Source organism: Phormidium sp. FACHB-592 (assembly GCF_014695795.1).
GTDB lineage: Bacteria > Cyanobacteriota > Cyanobacteriia > Leptolyngbyales > Leptolyngbyaceae > Stenomitos.
Map to the genome: position 1 here is coordinate 22,757 of NZ_JACJOZ010000009.1, position 15,580 is coordinate 38,336.

Below are 15,580 nucleotides of genomic sequence, written 5' to 3' on the forward strand. Positions count from 1 at the left end.
TGGGTTTCACTAATGTTAGTGACCTGCCTGGTCATAGTATCTTGTGGTAAAGCGCCAGAAGTCAGTAATTCACCGTCTGCGGCGGGGATGTCCAGCGAAATTACCGTGGCAACTGAAGATGACTATCCACCGTTTGACTTTTTAGAGAACGGTCAGCACGTCGGTTATAACCAAGCTTTATTGGATCTGATTGCAAAAGAAAAGTCACTCAAAATCAAGCAAGAAATTTTGCCGTTTCAGGGCATTTTGGCAGGCATTGCTTCAAACAAATATACTGCCAGCAATTCAGCGATCGGGATTACAGCGAAACGGGCTGAAGTTGTTGACTTTACAATGCCAATTACAGAATTAACCAACTTCTTTCTGATCCGTAAAGGTGATACCACCATCAAAAGCACCAAAGACTTCGCTGGTAAGACGATCGCGGTACAGCAGGGGGGCATTACGGCAGCAGTGCTGAAAAGCCATGCCGAACCTGAGTTGGAAAAAATGGGTTTGAAGGTCGGCAATGTCAAAGAGTACAGTGCTTTTGCAGAAGCCTATCAAGATTTGCTCAATAAACGAGTTGATCTTGTTTTCAACAATATTGTGGCGCTTAAGCGGTTGGTAAGCGAAAAGCCCGACTTATACGAAATTGGTGGACAGGTTGGTCCTAAGGTTTATGCATCTTGGGCAGTGAAAAAAGGCAATAAAGCAATGCTGGATGTCTTGAACGATGGTTTGGCAAAGGTGAAAGCAAGTGGTGAAATGAAAGCGTTGCAGGAAAAATGGCTGAAAGTAACCTTTGATTTGCCCGATACACCCGTTATTCCACCTGCTTAAGGTTGTGGATTCAATAGCCTGGAGGCTGATACACGTTGGGTTAGAGGCTTAAACTCGACCTGATTCCCTTCAATCTCTTTAAGAGGTCTTCCACTTCCTCTTAGAAGGGGGAGGCAGGATCAATCATGTGGATGCGAAAGCAAAAGACTTCTGTGTATACGGTAGCCTTACGGTGAGCGTACGAGAAAGGGCAGATGCAAGGTACTTAATACATTGCCCTTGTTACACACTGGGGAACTCTGTAGTCAGCACGTTTTGCATTGGTATTAAACTCTTATTCCTTTGCTGTCGCCACCCTTTCCATCAACCTTCCATCGCACATCAGAGTTCCATCATGGAAAACATTCCTTATTTTTTAGGTGGAGCACTGATCACCTTCAGTTTCTCCTGCTTCGCCTGGGTCTTGGGTATGCCGTTGAGTTTAAGCATTGCGATCGTGCGAGTCAACCGGATTCCGGTTCTCGCACCCATACTTGCAGTTTATGTCAGTTTTCTGCGAAGTTTGCCGCTGCCATTGCTAGTGATGCTGTTTTACTTTGGGTTGCCCGTCACGGGTATTAATCTTGATCCACCTGTGGCTGGGGTCATTGCGCTGGCACTCAATACCTCTACGTTTAATAGCGAGATTTGGCGATCGGCAATGCTTAACTTTCCAATCGAACAGTTGGATGCAGCAAAAGCGGTTGGCATGACATCTATGCAGGCATTTTGGCGGATTACCCTGCCGCAAATTTGGCGTGCCAGCATTCCCGATCTCACTAATGAAGCGACGCTGCTTATCAAAGCGAGTCCTGCGATCGGGATTATTGGCATTGATGACTTAACCCGACGTGCAAGCAAATTAGCTGCCAGCAACTATGAACCGCTTTCCACCATTGCGATCGGTATGGGGATGTACATTCTAGTCCTGGTAGCCGTCTCTCTTCTCAGCCGTTTGCTGACACTGCGGCTGCATCAAAGCTATGAACTGGTGTAACCTGCTGCTATGAACTTACGGTTTGATGTCATTTGGGAGCAGGCTCCTGCCTTTGCAACGGGGTTATGGAATACCGTATGGATCTGCGTTGTCGGCACCGCGATCGCCTTTCTGCTGGGCATTGTGCTTGTGTTGCCGCTGGTATCCCGTGCAAAGTTTGTCCGCTTGCCAGCCAAAGCCCTGGTTGAAGGTGCGCGAGCCATCCCCTTTTTAATGCTGGCGTACCTGGTATACTACGGCTTACCCTCATTAGGGGTCACGCTAGACAGTTGGCAAACAGCCGTACTTGTTACCGCGCTTTACAACGCAGCTTATGTTGCCGAAATTTTGCGGGCAGCCTGGGTAAATCTGCCACGTGGACAGACGGAAGCGGCGCGATCGTGTGGATTTACTGGGTTTAAGCTGCTCCGTCGCATCATTTTGCCGCAGGTGCTTGTCACAGCGGCTCCGGTACTTGGTAATCAACTCATCCAACTCATTCGGGATTCGTCCTTCCTGGCTATTATCACTGTGCCAGAGTTGACCTTCACCGCGAAAGCAGTTCAGTCCGATGCCTTTGTGCCATTTGAGTCTTTCATTACAGCGGCACTATTGTACTGGGCTGTATGCTTAGTGGCTGAATCTGGCGTAAAGCGGCTTGAGTTCGCAAGGAATCTCTATGCTCGGTACTGATGCAATGATCAATACTCCAACGACGGTAGTACCAGCCGTTCAGGTTACAGGGCTAACCAAAACCTTTGGTCAGCAGCGGGTACTCAACGCGATCGACCTCACGGTCATGCCGTCTGAAATCGTTTGCTTATTGGGACCTAGCGGTTCTGGCAAATCGACACTCCTACGCTGTATCAACTGGCTAGAACGACCCGATGTGGGAACAGTGCTGCTGCACGGTACTCGCATGGGCTACCACCACCGTGGAGGACGCGATCGCCCCATGTCGGAAGCCCAATTGGCGACGCTGAGAACACAAGTAAGTATGGTGTTTCAGCACTTTAACCTGTGGTCTCACCTGACAGTGCTGCAGAATATTATCGAAGCGCCTGTGCATGTACAAAAGCGACCGAAAAATGAGGTAATTGCCGAAGCAGAGCAACTTTTGGCAAAAGTGGGGTTACTCAACAAGCGAGATGCGTACCCCTCTCGCTTGTCGGGAGGACAAAAGCAGCGGGTAGCGATCGCGCGTGCACTGGCTATGAAGTCAAACGTGATTCTGTTTGACGAACCTACCAGTTCGCTCGATCCAGAGCTGGTGGGCGAAGTGCTGGCAGTCATGCGATCGCTAGCGCAGGACGGCATGACCATGATTATTGCTACCCATGAAATGAAATTTGCGGCAGAGGTTGCCAGTCGAGTCGTCTTCTTGGATGAGGGCGAAATTGTCGAGAGCAGCGATCCAAAAATCTTCTTCAAACAACCGCAAACGCAACGCGCGCGCCAATTTTTAGATCGTTATATTCGTATTGGAGTGGTTTAACACTGTGCTGGAGTACATTACGTTACCGGATACGCTGCCCCCTGTTGCCCCGTATTCCCATGCAGTGAGGGCTGGGGACTTTTTGTTTGTCACGGGTCAATTGGCAGAAGACCCTAACACGGGCGAAGTCGTTCGAGGCTCGATCGCTGAACAAACGCAGCGGGTGATGGAGAATCTACAACTGGTGCTTCACCATGCAGGCACCGATTTCAATAAGGTTGTCATGGCTCGCATCTTCATCACAGACTTTCGAGACTATGCGGTGGTGAATGAGATTTACGCCTCCTACTGCACACCGGGGCGGCTACCCGGTCGAACAACCGTTGGCGTATTGGGGTTGGCTGGTCTAGGTGATGTGGAAATTGATTTGATTGTTTACTGTGGCGATTAAATTATGCAAGCTGAGAGGCAAGCCAAACCGTTTCGATCACAAATAGTGGGTGATGTATGGCGCACCATAGCCTGAAGGCAACAAAAGAGACCGTTCATTTTGGTGGCTTTTCGTCTGACCTCAAACCGGCTCTTACCGTTCATTCTGGAGATACGATCGCGGTTGAAACCTTTTCAGGGTTGAACATTTACGATCAGGCTCCACCAGCCTTTGTGCCGCCAGAGTTTTTAGATATTTGTCAGCATTTAGCAGCCGAGCGACGGGTTGGTGGTGGTCCTCACTTGTTAACAGGACCCATTTGGGTTGAGGGTGCTGAACCAGGAGATGTCCTCGAAGTGAAGCTTCACTCGGTCACTCCCCGCTTATCGATCGGATTCAATGCCATTCGTCCGGGCTGGGGCGCACTCACTGAGCGCTTTGGTGAGGGGCACTTGCGGTTTATTCCCCTCGATCTGGAGAACAGCACTGCCGAATTTCCAGAGGGCAGCGGCATCAAAATCCCCATTCGTCCCTTTTTTGGCATTCTGGGTGTAGCGACGGCAGGTACACGCAATTCCATTCCACCTGGTGCGTATGGGGGCAATATTGATAACCCAGAGCTGCAAGCCGGTTCACGCCTCTTCTTGCCTGTTTTTTTGCCAGGAGCCTTGTTTTCCATTGGTGATGGTCACGCCGCTCAGGGTGACGGGGAAGTTTGTGGTACCGCGATCGAGACCTCAATGAATGGCACGATCGAGTTAACCTTACGCAAAAATATGCCGCTGTCTAGCCCGATCGCCGAAACGCCTTCAGACATTCTCACTACTGGCTTTGCGGAAACGTTAGACGATGCGTTTCAAGCCGCACTGCACAGCATGGTAGACGTGCTATCAAAACTGACTGGCATTACTGAAACTGAAGCCTATTGTCTCTGTAGCCTTGCTGCTAATTTCCGTATCACTCAAGTTGTTAACAGCCCTCAAAAGGGTGTACATGGCTTATTCCCCAGAGCGCTCTTGCCACCGCAGATAAGGCTTTTAGAAATGTAGAGCTGACCCTGTTATAACGCCTGGTTCCACAAATGCAGTTCCACAAACTACAATGATTGCGGTTTTCACTGCCAGACACGTTCTAAGTTTTCCTGAAGCCATTGAACTCATTTAAGGAGCAACTCATGTCAAATACTGAAATTCCCACCATTACCGAGAAACTTTTGACAGCCAAAAAGGCTAAAGGAGTGACCTTTACTGATTTAGAACAAGCACTTGGTCGTGATGAAGTTTGGATTGCGGCTCTAATCTATCGACAGGCAAGCGCCTCTGAAGACGAGGCCAGCAAGCTACTTCAGGCGCTAGGACTGAGTAACGATTTGGTGCCTGAGTTAACTGCTTCGTCTGTGAAAGGGCTGGGTCCGATCGTTCCCACCGATCCGCTGGTCTACCGCTTCTATGAAATCATGCAGGTATATGGAATGCCCATCAAAGAAGTCATTCACGAAAAATTTGGCGATGGCATTATGAGCGCGATCGACTTCACTATGAATATTGAAAAAGAAGCTGACCCTAAGGGCGATCGGGTTGTCATCACCATGAACGGCAAGTTCTTACCCTACAAGAAATGGTAGCTTGAAGGCACACCTACGAAACGTTCCCACACGATCAAGAAGGACGAGATTGCCTCCTATCTCGTTGCACCCATACTGAGGCACGGTGGCGCAGTAATGAGAGGAGGGGCGATCGAGCGGAGATCGAACTCAGTACGTCCTCTTTAAGCTGGTTTCAACAAAGGCATGAAGCCAGCTAGTTCAAATGTTGGTTGATTGTGAGTGCTGTCTGTATTCCTATCGGTTGCATCACAATGAACGAAGAGCGACCGCCCCTCGCAACAATCCTTGTACTGCTCTCTCTTGAGACATTCCATACGAGCGTTTACAGCCTCGGAGCGAAGTTGTGAGTTTCAATTCAAACGATGACATGGCACAATCCCACTTTGTACCAATTTAACTGAAGGCGTTTATAAGCTTTTCACTGATTCTGCAAGCCTACTTAAGCCAAAAACTTTTCGCTACAATGAGGCATCGCTTCAACAAATTTTGATGACTTCAACTGCCACCAATGCATCAGAGAAGATTGTTTTAGGCTTTCATGCCCTCTCTGAACCGTTAAGAGTTAAGACGATCGAGCTGCTGCGTGAAAAAGAGTTGTGCGTCTGCGATTTGTGCGACCTTCTAGGCGTTACCCAATCAAAGCTGTCGTTTCACCTCAAGAACCTGAAAGAAGCTGGGTTGATTCGCGGACGGCAAGAAGGGCGTTGGGTTTATTACAGCCTTGATTTATCTCAATTTGTGGTGCTAGAGCAATATTTGGCAGAGTTCCGCCGCTTCAGCCCCATTTTGCCTGCGCGCGCTTGCAAGGACGATCGCTAAGCAATTCAACGGCTTCACTTTTCTTGATCGGTTGTCTTAGCAGCGATTCAACTTACCAATTCCATTTGAAGTAGTTGATCTGTAAGTGCGATCGTAACCAATGGTATTACAGGGGTAAGAAGCCCACTCGCTGCACAACCTGCTGCCCACGAGGAGAGCGTACCATGTCGATAAACTGCTTCACAGCAGGACTTGTCTGCTTCGGCACGGCTAAATACACCACTCGACCGATCGGATAAGTGCCATTTTTAATAGCAGTTTGGTCAGTGGGCAAAAGACCGTCTATCGGTACGATTCGCACCGTTCGCTGTTTCTCTACTTGCTGCACCGTGCTGTACGTAATTCCATTCTGACCCAACTGCTTTAACAAGGGTGTGGTTTCATCTTGTTTCGCAGTGGTGAAATTTGGTCCATCGGATGCAAACGCTTGCTCTAGCAAAACAACATCCTTGAAGAACGTGTAGGTGCCACTGTCAGGTGAACGATTGATCACCTTGATCGGCAACGCTGGTCCACCCACTTGTGACCAGTTGGTGATTTGTCCTTGAAAAATCTGCTTAAGCTGTTGGCTGGTTAATTCACCTTTGTAAGGGTTATCTATCCCTACAACAACGGCGAGAGCATCCTTCGCAATGGGAATGCCTTGCAACCCTGCTTGATATTCGTCTGGCTTGAGGGGACGAGAGCTAGCTGCAATCAAAGCCCTGCCCTCAATAAGATTCCGAATTCCAGTATTAGTACCGTTGGGTTTACCATCCGGCAACCCGTAGGTCGTTTGCAAAGACGGATTGACCTGCGTATAGGCAATCTGAAGTTGCTTCATCAGGGCTACCATCGTGACGCTGCCATCCATCGTTAGCACAGCCGGGTTCGGCAACGATGTATCTAGATCGGGTGCGGTCGTTGCGTCAGCAGCATTCTGCGGCGTTGCAGACGATCGCGTCGCTGGGTCTAGCGTTTCACTAGGCTTTCCACCAATTTGAGGGGAATTGCGGCTAAAGAACCAGAATCCCCCGCCTAGCAGTCCCGCAGTGACTAAAAAAGCAATGATCAGGGCGGCTGTATCGTTATTTCCTTTCGCCATGGGTCGAGCCTATCCTGGTTGGTGATTCTAGTTTAACTAACGGGTGCGCCGTCGCCTATATTTCTGTTTCTAAACGCCACCCTGACACATCAATATATTTAAATCTAATTTTCTGAAAATGCTTGACAAATCAATTTTATTTGAAATGATGGAGGCATGATTTAAATCGTCAGTGCCCAAACCGTTGTGAAGTGCAACGTGACGCATGCTCTTTTTGCATGTGTCTACAGAGTTGGCGCTTAGTACGTTCAATGTCTCTTTTAGCAACCGTTTTTACGCAGAAAACGCGATCGATCCCTGCCATAAACCTCTGTTAAAGAATGCTGGGGTTAATGGCTCATCACTTTATTCAAACTATTTTTGCTTAGAATGCATCAATATTTATGATTGCTATCACGACATTAGCAAAAGCAAAATCAAGGGTTTTCTTTGTTTTTTATCTGGAAACAATCTTTCAACTTAGCGCGAATGAAACTGAGAAAAACTAAGAGAGAGAAAAATGACAGTGCGTGTTGCAATTAACGGGTTTGGCAGAATTGGGCGACTGGCATTGCGTGCTGCCTGGGGTTGGTCGGAGTTGGAGTTTGTCCACATCAACGAACTGAAAGGGGGCGCTGAGACAGCGGCTCACCTGCTGAAATTTGATTCTGTGCATGGGCGTTGGGCACCAGAGGTTACAGCAAAGGACGATCGCGTTCACATTGACGATCGCTCTCTCAGCTTCAGTGCGTTTGCCCAACCTGGAGATGTGCCGTGGGATGAGTTAGGCGTTGACTTGGTGTTAGAATGCTCCGGCAAATTTCGCACGCCCGAAACTCTTGAGCCGTACTTCAAACGGGGCGTGCAGAAAGTTATTGTGGCAGCGCCTGTGAAGCAAGAGGCGTTGAACATTGTGATGGGTGTCAACGACCATCTTTACGAACCGGACAAGCACCATCTGCTAACTGCTGCCTCCTGCACCACCAACTGTCTCGCTCCAGTGGTGAAAGTGATTCATGAAGGGCTAGGCATCAGGCATGGTGTGATTACCACCATTCACGACAACACCAATACACAGACGATCGTTGATGCACCCCATAAAGATCTGCGTCGTGCACGGGCAACCAGCCTCTCGCTCATTCCCACCACCACAGGTTCAGCGACCGCGATCGCGCTGATCTATCCCGAACTCAAAGGCAAGCTCAATGGTTTGGCAGTGCGAGTACCGCTACTCAATGCCTCCCTCACCGATTGCGTGTTTGAAGTCGATCGACCCACCACGGTTGAAGAAGTCAATCAACTGTTGAAAACGGCAGCAGATGGTTCGCTAAACGGCATTTTGGGCTACGAAGAGCGTCCACTCGTGTCGATCGACTACAAAAATGATCCGCGTTCTTCCATCATTGATGCTCTTTCCACCATGGTTGTGGATGAAACACAGGTCAAAATCCTTGCCTGGTATGACAACGAATGGGGTTACTCCAACCGCATGGTGGAACTGGCAAGAAAAGTTGCTCTCAGCCTGTGATGAGTTTCGAGTTATTTAGCTTTCAGCTTTCAGCCTTCAGCTTTTAGCTTTTATCCCATCACCTCATTACCCTTTCACTCCATTACTTCTTCGCTCTCCACTCCCCCACTCCCTTCCCTCATGACCGCCACTGCGTCTAACACCAATTTTAAGAACTACATTCTGGTCACGCTTGCCTATTGGGGGTTCACCGTTACAGATGGAGCGTTGCGAATGTTGGTGCTGTTGTACTTCAACAACATCGGCTATACCCCCATTCAAATCGCCTCTCTGTTTCTGTTTTACGAAATCTTTGGGGTGGTTACAAACTTTCTCGGTGGCTGGATTGGTTCTCAGCTAGGGCTAAAAGTAACACTCTACAGCGGTATTGGGTTACAAGTTTTTGCACTGGTCATGTTGTCCTTCCTCAATCCTAGTTGGGCGCAGTGGGCAGCCGTGGGTTACGTGATGGTGGCTCAAGCGTTTTCAGGTGTTGCCAAAGACCTGACCAAAATGAGTTCTAAGAGCGCCATTCGGCTAGTAGTGCCGCAAGAGGCTCAGTCGTCTCTGTTCAAATGGGTAGCAGTGCTAACGGGTTCCAAAAACGCGCTGAAAGGGGTCGGCTTCTTCGTAGGTGCTGCACTTTTAGCATCGGTGGGGTTTGTTGGTGCTCTATGGATCATGGCAGCAGGCTTGTTTCTGCTTATGTTTACGGGCTTGTCGTTGCCGAAAGGGATGGGCAAAATCAAGGCGAAGGTCAAGTTTACGCAACTCTTCTCTAAAAGCCAGGAGATCAACATTCTCTCTGCTGCCCGTTTCTTTCTCTTCGGTTCCAGGGATGTTTGGTTTGTCGTCGGCTTGCCCGTCTTTCTAAGAAGTGTTTTAGGCTGGTCGTTCTACCAGGTGGGTGGGTTTCTCGCGTGCTGGGTCATCGGTTATGGCATTGTGCAATTTTCTGCGCCAGCAATCCTACAACGGTTCGGCTCTGGGCAGCCTCCTCAAGCTAAGACCATTCAGTTTTGGACATTCACTCTGACCATAGTGCCAGCGGCGATCGCGATCGCGCTTCAAAGTGGCGCCCCCCCAAACATTGTGATCGTGGTTGGTTTGACGGTGTTTGGTTTGGTTTTTGCGTTTAACTCAGCCGTGCATTCCTATCTGGTGCTAGCCTTTACCGCTGATGATGATGTGGCGCTAAATGTTGGCTTTTATTACATGGCAAACTCTGGCGGTCGCTTGGCTGGCACGGTGCTTTCGGGGCTCGTCTATCAATTCTTTGGGTTGGTGGGTTGCCTATGGGTCTCCACGGCACTAGTGTTAGCTGCTGGTGCCATTTCCATCAAACTGCCCGATCCACAGCCTAGCAAAACCATCGCTTGGAAAGCAGGAGATGGAGACTAGCGATCGTGGCTTCTAAGCTTTTACAAATCTCTATGCGTAAACGGTTTAGCATTTGTGCCCGCGTACGTTGCCACAATTTGCCCATTGCCAACTAACTGATATTTATAAGTGACTAAACCATCTAGCCCAACAGGGCCACGTGGTGGCATTTTTTGGGTGCTGATGCCTACTTCGGCACCAAACCCATAGCGAAAACCATCGGCAAAGCGAGTCGAGCAATTGTGGAAGACTCCTGCTGCATCGACTTGCGCCATAAAGGTTGCGGCTGTTTCGGCATTTTCAGTGGCGATCGCTTCTGTATGACGCGAACCGTAGGTATTGATATGGGCGATCGCCTCGTCTAGCGTATTCACAATTTTGATTGCCAAAATCAGATCGCTGTATTCGGTAGACCAATCAGCTTCGGTAGCAGTAGTAATGTTGAGAATATCGAGGGTGCGATCGTCACCGCGCAGTTCCACATTGCGGAGCTGAAGGGCAACCACCGCTTCAAGCAAAAATTCAGAGGCGATCGCTTGATGCACCAAAAGAGTCTCAATCGCATTACAGGCAGCAGGATATTGGGTTTTGGCATCGACCGCGATCGCAATGGCTTTTTGCACGTCAGCAGCTTTATCCACGTAGAGATGACAGATGCCCTCGGCGTGTCCTAATACGGGAATGCGGGTGTTGTCTTGGACAAAGCGCACAAAGGAGTTGGAACCTCTAGGGATAATGAGATCCACGTATTGATCCAGCTTCAGCAGTGCTAGCGTTTCTTCCCGCGTCGTCAGCAGTTGCACAACGGTTGGTGCAATATCGGTTTGAGCCAGTCCGCGATGGATCGCAGCTACTAACGCCTCGCATGATCGCACCGCTTCCTGCCCACCTTTAAGGATGACTCCATTCCCCGACTTGATCGCCAGACTGGCAATCTGCATGACTGCATCGGGACGAGCCTCAAAAATTACGCCCACGACACCTAGAGGGCAGGCAAGGCGCGTTAGCACTAGCCCCTGATCAAGCTCACGATGAAGCTGCACCGCTCCGATCGGATCAGGCAGTCTTGCAACATCCCGAATGCCCGCGATCGCTCCTTTCAGCTTTGTCTCATCTAGCTTCAACCGAGCAAAGAGCGCTGCTGACAGTCCGGCTGCGGTTGCAGCTTCACAGTCTGCCTGGTTCGCTGCCAAAATGTCGGCGCTAGCTGCTTCTAACGCCTGGGCGATCGATTCTAGCGCCTGGTCCCTTACTGCGGTAGGCTGCGTTGCCAGGTTTCGGGCGCTGTCGCGAGTTTGCTGGGCGATCGCTGGGAGGGAAGAAGCCGCCGTCGCGGGAGAGGAAGTAGGCATGACAACAATCGGTCGAAGGTGAACTGCACTGAGTCAATGCTTCCTTAGTGTAATTCTTTCGGTCTCTAAAGTGGATGCCTCACCAGAGGCTATAGCAGTCGAAGAGAACGTTAGGACAGACATAAACCTTGAAACTTCTTTTGAGCAAGGGCTTCGATTCATCCCTCACCCTTCATCCTTTTGCTATGGAACAAGTGTCAATGCGTGTGTGCGATCGGGGAACGCTAACAAAAGGCAGATTAAGTAAAGTCAGCTTGCTTATGTAGGGTGCAGCTTGCCTTAACGTAGCCAGGCAGGAAGCTATTACCCTTACAGATTGTGAGGCTGGCAGGTTATTTAAGGCTCGATCTCAAAGTATGAGCGCTACGTTTTGATTGTGAAAAGGGCACGTTGAATCCATGAGTCGGACAACTCAGACTGAACTTGTTGATGCTGACGATTTTGTTGATGCTGAAGGCATCCTTCAGCGCGGTTTGACCTTGAGCCAGCAGGGTGATTACGATGCGGCGATCGTGCATTTTGATCATGTGATTCGCTTTCAGCCTGATCACAGCAACGCCTGGTATGAAAAGGGTAGTGCTTTGCTCAGCCTTGTTCGCTATGCAGAGGCAATAACAAGTTTTGAGCAGGCGCTTGTTTATGAGCCTGCGTCGCCACACACACACTACAGCCTGGGCTGGGCAGCTTCGATGCTGGGGCAGCATGAGCGTGCGATCGCCAGTTTTGAGCAGGTGCTGGCACTTCAGGCAGACTTCCCCAACGCCCACTACAGTCTGGGACTAGCGCTTTATATGACCGGGCAATACCAGGCGGCGATCACAAACCTGCATCATGTGCTGAAGCAGCAGCCAGACTTTACCGATGCCTGGTACAGCCAGGGACTGGCGCTATATGCTGCCAAGCACTATGAAAGCGCCATCAAACATTTTAACCAAGCCTTGCACCTTCAGCCCGACTATCAAGCCGCGTTGAGCAGCCGGGGTGCGGCATTAATGGGGTTGGGTGATTATGCAGCGGCGATCGCCAGCTATGACAAAGCGTTGGGACTTAACCCTGAAGATGCCGAAGCCTGGTATCAGTGGGCAATGTGCCTCAAGCATTTGGGTCGACACAAGGATGCGGTTTTAGGGTATAGCAAAGCAATCGCGCTACAACCCCATCATGGCGCAGTCTATGGTTATGGTTGTTGTCTATTGAAATTGGGTGATTATAACGGCGCAATCGCTAGCTACGATCGTGCCCTGGAGTATCAACCCGACCACTACGAAAGCTGGTTCAACCGTGGCGTAGCGCTCAAACAGTTAGAGCGTTTTGAAGAGTCGGTTGACAGCTATGAGCACGCCCTCGCCCTCCGTCCTGATGATGCTAGAGCACGCAACAACTTAGGGGGTGTCTTGCTCAGCCTGGGACGTTTTGAAGCGGCGATCGGCTGCTACGACAAAGTGCTAGCACTTCATCCTGATGATGCTCTGGCGCAGCAGAATCGTCGCGTGGCAATGCGGCGATTGCAGTCCAGTAAGGGATAATAAGACTTTGTCCTCAGGAGTAAAGATTGGATGGGACAATACGAACGCTTGATCCTCATGGCAGAGGATGAACTGACGCAATACAGCACCGATGCTCGCAAGCTAGAAAAACTGCGACAAAAGATTGGTTTATCAGTGCCACCTGGTGAACAGCGACAGGTGAAAGAAACACTCTTGGCAGAGATGCCCACTGATCTCATTAGTCAACTAGTAGAGAATCAACGCCAAGCTGTAGCGCTACCGTTTTGGGGGATTGCTGGGTTGGGGCTGTTGTTTGGGATTTCGTTTATGCAGCCTGTAGATTTGATTGCAACGTTTGTGGGTAGCGCGATCGCCTTTAACATTCAGAAGTGGGGCTGGAAGTTACAGGCAAAACGCCTGGTTTTGCAAACGTTAGAAGATATTGAAGCTAAAACCCGCAAACCTGTTGAAAAAGCAACCGAGTAAAGGACACGCGCTGTGGTACGTCTACCAGGCTTGCTCGATCGTTGAAAACCTCACGGCTGTTGCTTTTTCAAGGGACGATTCGGTGTCAAAGCTGTTTATTTCAGCCTCGAAGCGAGGAATCGGTAAAACGGCTGCAACTGCACCAATGAGAGTGAAAACGGCAGCTAGCTTAAGCAACATGGCACGATCGAAAAGTGGTGTGTTCATAGTGAATGCAAGTCCTTACCGTTTGTTCTTCACCTAAACTTCAAGCCATCCGGGTGATTACATGTGCCTTTAAGACTGTTGATTCACCGTTAAGGGTTCAACTTTTGCAATTTTTGAGCAACTGCACCCGTACTGCATCGGCACCAACTAACGCCACTAAAACCACAACCACTTAAGAAGAAAAAGTTGATCTCATGGGCGCTTCAATTTCGGTCAATCAGGAAACATTCGCCACTGAAGTAATTGAGAAATCTCATCAGAAACCTGTACTGGTAGACTTCTTCGCGCAATGGTGTGGTCCTTGCCAGATGCTCAAGCCCCTGCTTGAAAAGCTAGCGCAGGAGTATGACTTTGTGCTGGCAAAAGTGGACATTGACCAAAGTCCCGACTTGGCACAGACCTATGGCGTTGGGGGTGTTCCTGATGTCAAAGTGGCGATCGATGGCACGTTAACGGATGGATTTATTGGTATGTTGCCAGAGCCAAAACTCCGCGAGTTTTTGGCACAACTACAGATCACCTCCCTGCTTGATACAGCGCTAGAGTCAATCTATGCCGATGCTGCGATCGGTAATGTCGAGCAAGCCGAAGCCCGACTCAGTAGGCTTCTAGAGCAACACCCTGACAATCGTGGGTTAACGCTGGAAGCCGCTAACTTTTACATCGAAGCCGATCGTCTTGATAAAGCTGAAAATCTGCTGGCAACGATTCAGGAGTATGACAAAGAGCATTTTCCTCACACCAAAACATTGAGGGCGATCGTCCAGTTCAAACAAATTGCTTTACAGCCAAAAGAAGGCACTAACCTCGATCATGCCTTTCGACAAGCGGCAAACTTGGTACTAGACGAAAACTATGCTGCTGCACTGGAGCAATTTTTGACTATTGTCACCAGTGATCGACGGTTTCGAGATGACGGTGCTCGCAAAGCTATGCTGGCAATCTTTGATCTGCTTGGCGACGACCATCCCTTAACGAAAGACTATCGCAAACAGCTTGTGATGGCACTGTATTAAGCTGTTCAACTACTGAAGTCCTGAACAATGTCGCTTTTGAGGGTTTCATTGTTTAGAAAGTGCCATATTACTTTATTGCTAATCTTCAGGTTCAGCTAATAGGTCGTCACGCAACTCTTCTACTTGATCGAGCGTTTGAGGTGCAACCGCTGGATTCCCAACAATATCTCTTGGATTGCCTGTGTAACCACCTTTAGAAACAAGATCTTGAGGATTAAACATCCCCTCTTCCTTAAGCCTTTCAGCTTTTAATTTTTCGTTAGCTGGAAGTTTTTCTGTGGAGTCGTTCATTTGGGATACCTGAGAACAGTACTCCCAACTTAGAATGAGGGTCCTTAGCTAGTGACTACCTCAAGGACGAACTTAGCATTCTTAAAGACTCTACTTTGGAAGCAGGTGGTTTCTCTACTTTCTTCTACTTCAGGTTGCTGGCTACAGTAGTGACAAGTTTATTATGATCCTTAACAGAATAGATGTTTTGCCTCAGTAAACTTAGTCATTAAGGCAAGTTTTTTAACTCAACTGGTTTTGATTATTTTATGCAAATGCAACAACTGCTTTTGGAAGTAATCGATAGGCATAATAGAAGGGCGACACTTTTATCAGTTGCTCAGAAATTAGCGTATCTAATTTATTAAAGCTTAATGATAAGCCTTTAGATTTGTAGAGACTACTTTTGAGTGATGAAAAGCCCTGTGAGTTGGGTACTCTGCGCTGAATCGTGCGTGATTTTGGACGTTTTATCTAAAGTAAGACATTAAGGTTAAAGCAATGTATGTCATTCAAGTAAATGAACAAGATTGGCTAGTTGGTTTGTGGAGAGGCTGGTTGACACTATCGCTTCATCCGTCTGGTGCGCTGGTTTATCGATCGCTCTCTGCTGCCGAAAAAGCGGTAAGTTACTACAACGAAGTTGCTCCAGGACGGGACTATGCTGTGAAGCCAGCACCAGTGGCAGCTGTGCTTACAACCTAAGGAGCGAGTCGGAATCAAGGGTCAGGAAAAGAAAGTCGAT

The 15,580-nt window shown here is 49.0% G+C and carries 18 protein-coding genes; 14 read left to right on the top strand and 4 right to left on the bottom strand.

All coding sequences use genetic code 11. From position 1 onward, the window contains the following. Positions 1–87 precede the first annotated feature (87 nt). The 8 genes from H6F86_RS00650 to H6F86_RS00685 all read left to right on the top strand — a co-directional run bounded on the left by H6F86_RS00650 (position 88) and on the right by H6F86_RS00685 (position 6,067). Complete coding sequence (locus tag H6F86_RS00650) at positions 88–822, top strand: transporter substrate-binding domain-containing protein (protein ID WP_190446206.1); 735 nt, start codon at positions 88–90, stop codon at positions 820–822. Positions 823–1,156: 334 nt separating this feature from the next. Next, positions 1,157–1,798 (top strand): amino acid ABC transporter permease, encoded by a 642-nt coding sequence (locus H6F86_RS00655; protein ID WP_190446207.1) that lies wholly within the window; start codon positions 1,157–1,159, stop codon positions 1,796–1,798. Between the two features lie 9 nt (positions 1,799–1,807). After that, entirely contained in the window at positions 1,808–2,470 is a 663-nt protein-coding gene (locus H6F86_RS00660) for an amino acid ABC transporter permease (protein ID WP_190446208.1), read from the top strand. 4 nt (positions 2,471–2,474) lie between these two features. Beyond that, positions 2,475–3,272, top strand: coding sequence for an amino acid ABC transporter ATP-binding protein (locus tag H6F86_RS00665; protein ID WP_190446288.1), 798 nt, complete (start codon positions 2,475–2,477; stop codon positions 3,270–3,272). A gap of 4 nt (positions 3,273–3,276) precedes the next feature. After that, positions 3,277–3,663, top strand: a complete 387-nt coding sequence (locus tag H6F86_RS00670; protein WP_190446209.1) for a Rid family detoxifying hydrolase — start codon at positions 3,277–3,279, stop codon at positions 3,661–3,663. A gap of 56 nt (positions 3,664–3,719) precedes the next feature. After that, positions 3,720–4,691 carry an acetamidase/formamidase family protein gene (locus H6F86_RS00675; protein WP_190446210.1) on the top strand — a complete coding sequence of 324 codons (972 nt, stop codon included), beginning with the start codon at positions 3,720–3,722 and terminating at the stop codon, positions 4,689–4,691. 125 nt (positions 4,692–4,816) lie between these two features. Then, the gene (gene cynS / locus H6F86_RS00680; RefSeq protein WP_190446211.1) at positions 4,817–5,266 is read left to right on the top strand and encodes a cyanase; all 450 of its coding nucleotides are present in this window, start codon (positions 4,817–4,819) and stop codon (positions 5,264–5,266) included. A 471-nt stretch (positions 5,267–5,737) separates the two neighbouring features. After that, positions 5,738–6,067 (top strand): metalloregulator ArsR/SmtB family transcription factor, encoded by a 330-nt coding sequence (locus H6F86_RS00685; RefSeq protein WP_190446212.1) that lies wholly within the window; start codon positions 5,738–5,740, stop codon positions 6,065–6,067. A gap of 106 nt (positions 6,068–6,173) precedes the next feature. Here the strand turns inward: H6F86_RS00685 and H6F86_RS00690 are convergent, their stop codons facing one another. Further along, positions 6,174–7,151 (bottom strand): phosphate ABC transporter substrate-binding protein, encoded by a 978-nt coding sequence (locus tag H6F86_RS00690; RefSeq protein ID WP_190446213.1) that lies wholly within the window; start codon positions 7,149–7,151, stop codon positions 6,174–6,176. Positions 7,152–7,650: 499 nt separating this feature from the next. Between H6F86_RS00690 and H6F86_RS00695 the strand changes: the two genes are divergently transcribed. Further along, positions 7,651–8,658: an ArsJ-associated glyceraldehyde-3-phosphate dehydrogenase gene (locus H6F86_RS00695; protein ID WP_190446214.1), complete on the top strand. Its 1,008-nt coding sequence runs from the start codon at positions 7,651–7,653 to the stop codon at positions 8,656–8,658. A 120-nt stretch (positions 8,659–8,778) separates the two neighbouring features. Then, positions 8,779–10,038, top strand: coding sequence for an organoarsenical effux MFS transporter ArsJ (arsJ, locus tag H6F86_RS00700; RefSeq protein WP_190446215.1), 1,260 nt, complete (start codon positions 8,779–8,781; stop codon positions 10,036–10,038). 20 nt (positions 10,039–10,058) lie between these two features. Here the strand turns inward: arsJ and H6F86_RS00705 are convergent, their stop codons facing one another. After that, entirely contained in the window at positions 10,059–11,369 is a 1,311-nt protein-coding gene (locus tag H6F86_RS00705) for a glutamate-5-semialdehyde dehydrogenase (protein WP_190446216.1), read from the bottom strand. Positions 11,370–11,767: 398 nt separating this feature from the next. Here H6F86_RS00705 and H6F86_RS00710 point away from each other — a divergent pair, with 398 nt between their 5' ends. Continuing rightward, entirely contained in the window at positions 11,768–12,895 is a 1,128-nt protein-coding gene (locus H6F86_RS00710; RefSeq protein WP_190446217.1) for a tetratricopeptide repeat protein, read from the top strand. Between the two features lie 30 nt (positions 12,896–12,925). Further along, the gene (locus H6F86_RS00715) at positions 12,926–13,342 is read left to right on the top strand and encodes a hypothetical protein (protein ID WP_190446218.1); all 417 of its coding nucleotides are present in this window, start codon (positions 12,926–12,928) and stop codon (positions 13,340–13,342) included. 21 nt (positions 13,343–13,363) lie between these two features. On the opposite strand, the gene H6F86_RS00720 is transcribed toward H6F86_RS00715, so the two are convergent. Further along, on the bottom strand, positions 13,364–13,549 hold the full coding sequence (locus H6F86_RS00720; RefSeq protein ID WP_190446219.1) for a hypothetical protein: 186 nt from the start codon (positions 13,547–13,549) through the stop codon (positions 13,364–13,366). Positions 13,550–13,743: 194 nt separating this feature from the next. Between H6F86_RS00720 and H6F86_RS00725 the strand changes: the two genes are divergently transcribed. Then, positions 13,744–14,565, top strand: coding sequence for a tetratricopeptide repeat protein (locus H6F86_RS00725; protein WP_190446220.1), 822 nt, complete (start codon positions 13,744–13,746; stop codon positions 14,563–14,565). 78 nt (positions 14,566–14,643) lie between these two features. Here the strand turns inward: H6F86_RS00725 and H6F86_RS00730 are convergent, their stop codons facing one another. Beyond that, positions 14,644–14,856: a hypothetical protein gene (locus H6F86_RS00730; protein WP_190446221.1), complete on the bottom strand. Its 213-nt coding sequence runs from the start codon at positions 14,854–14,856 to the stop codon at positions 14,644–14,646. 480 nt (positions 14,857–15,336) lie between these two features. Between H6F86_RS00730 and H6F86_RS00735 the strand changes: the two genes are divergently transcribed. Next, positions 15,337–15,540 (top strand): hypothetical protein, encoded by a 204-nt coding sequence (locus tag H6F86_RS00735; protein WP_190446222.1) that lies wholly within the window; start codon positions 15,337–15,339, stop codon positions 15,538–15,540. Positions 15,541–15,580: the final 40 nt, after the last annotated feature.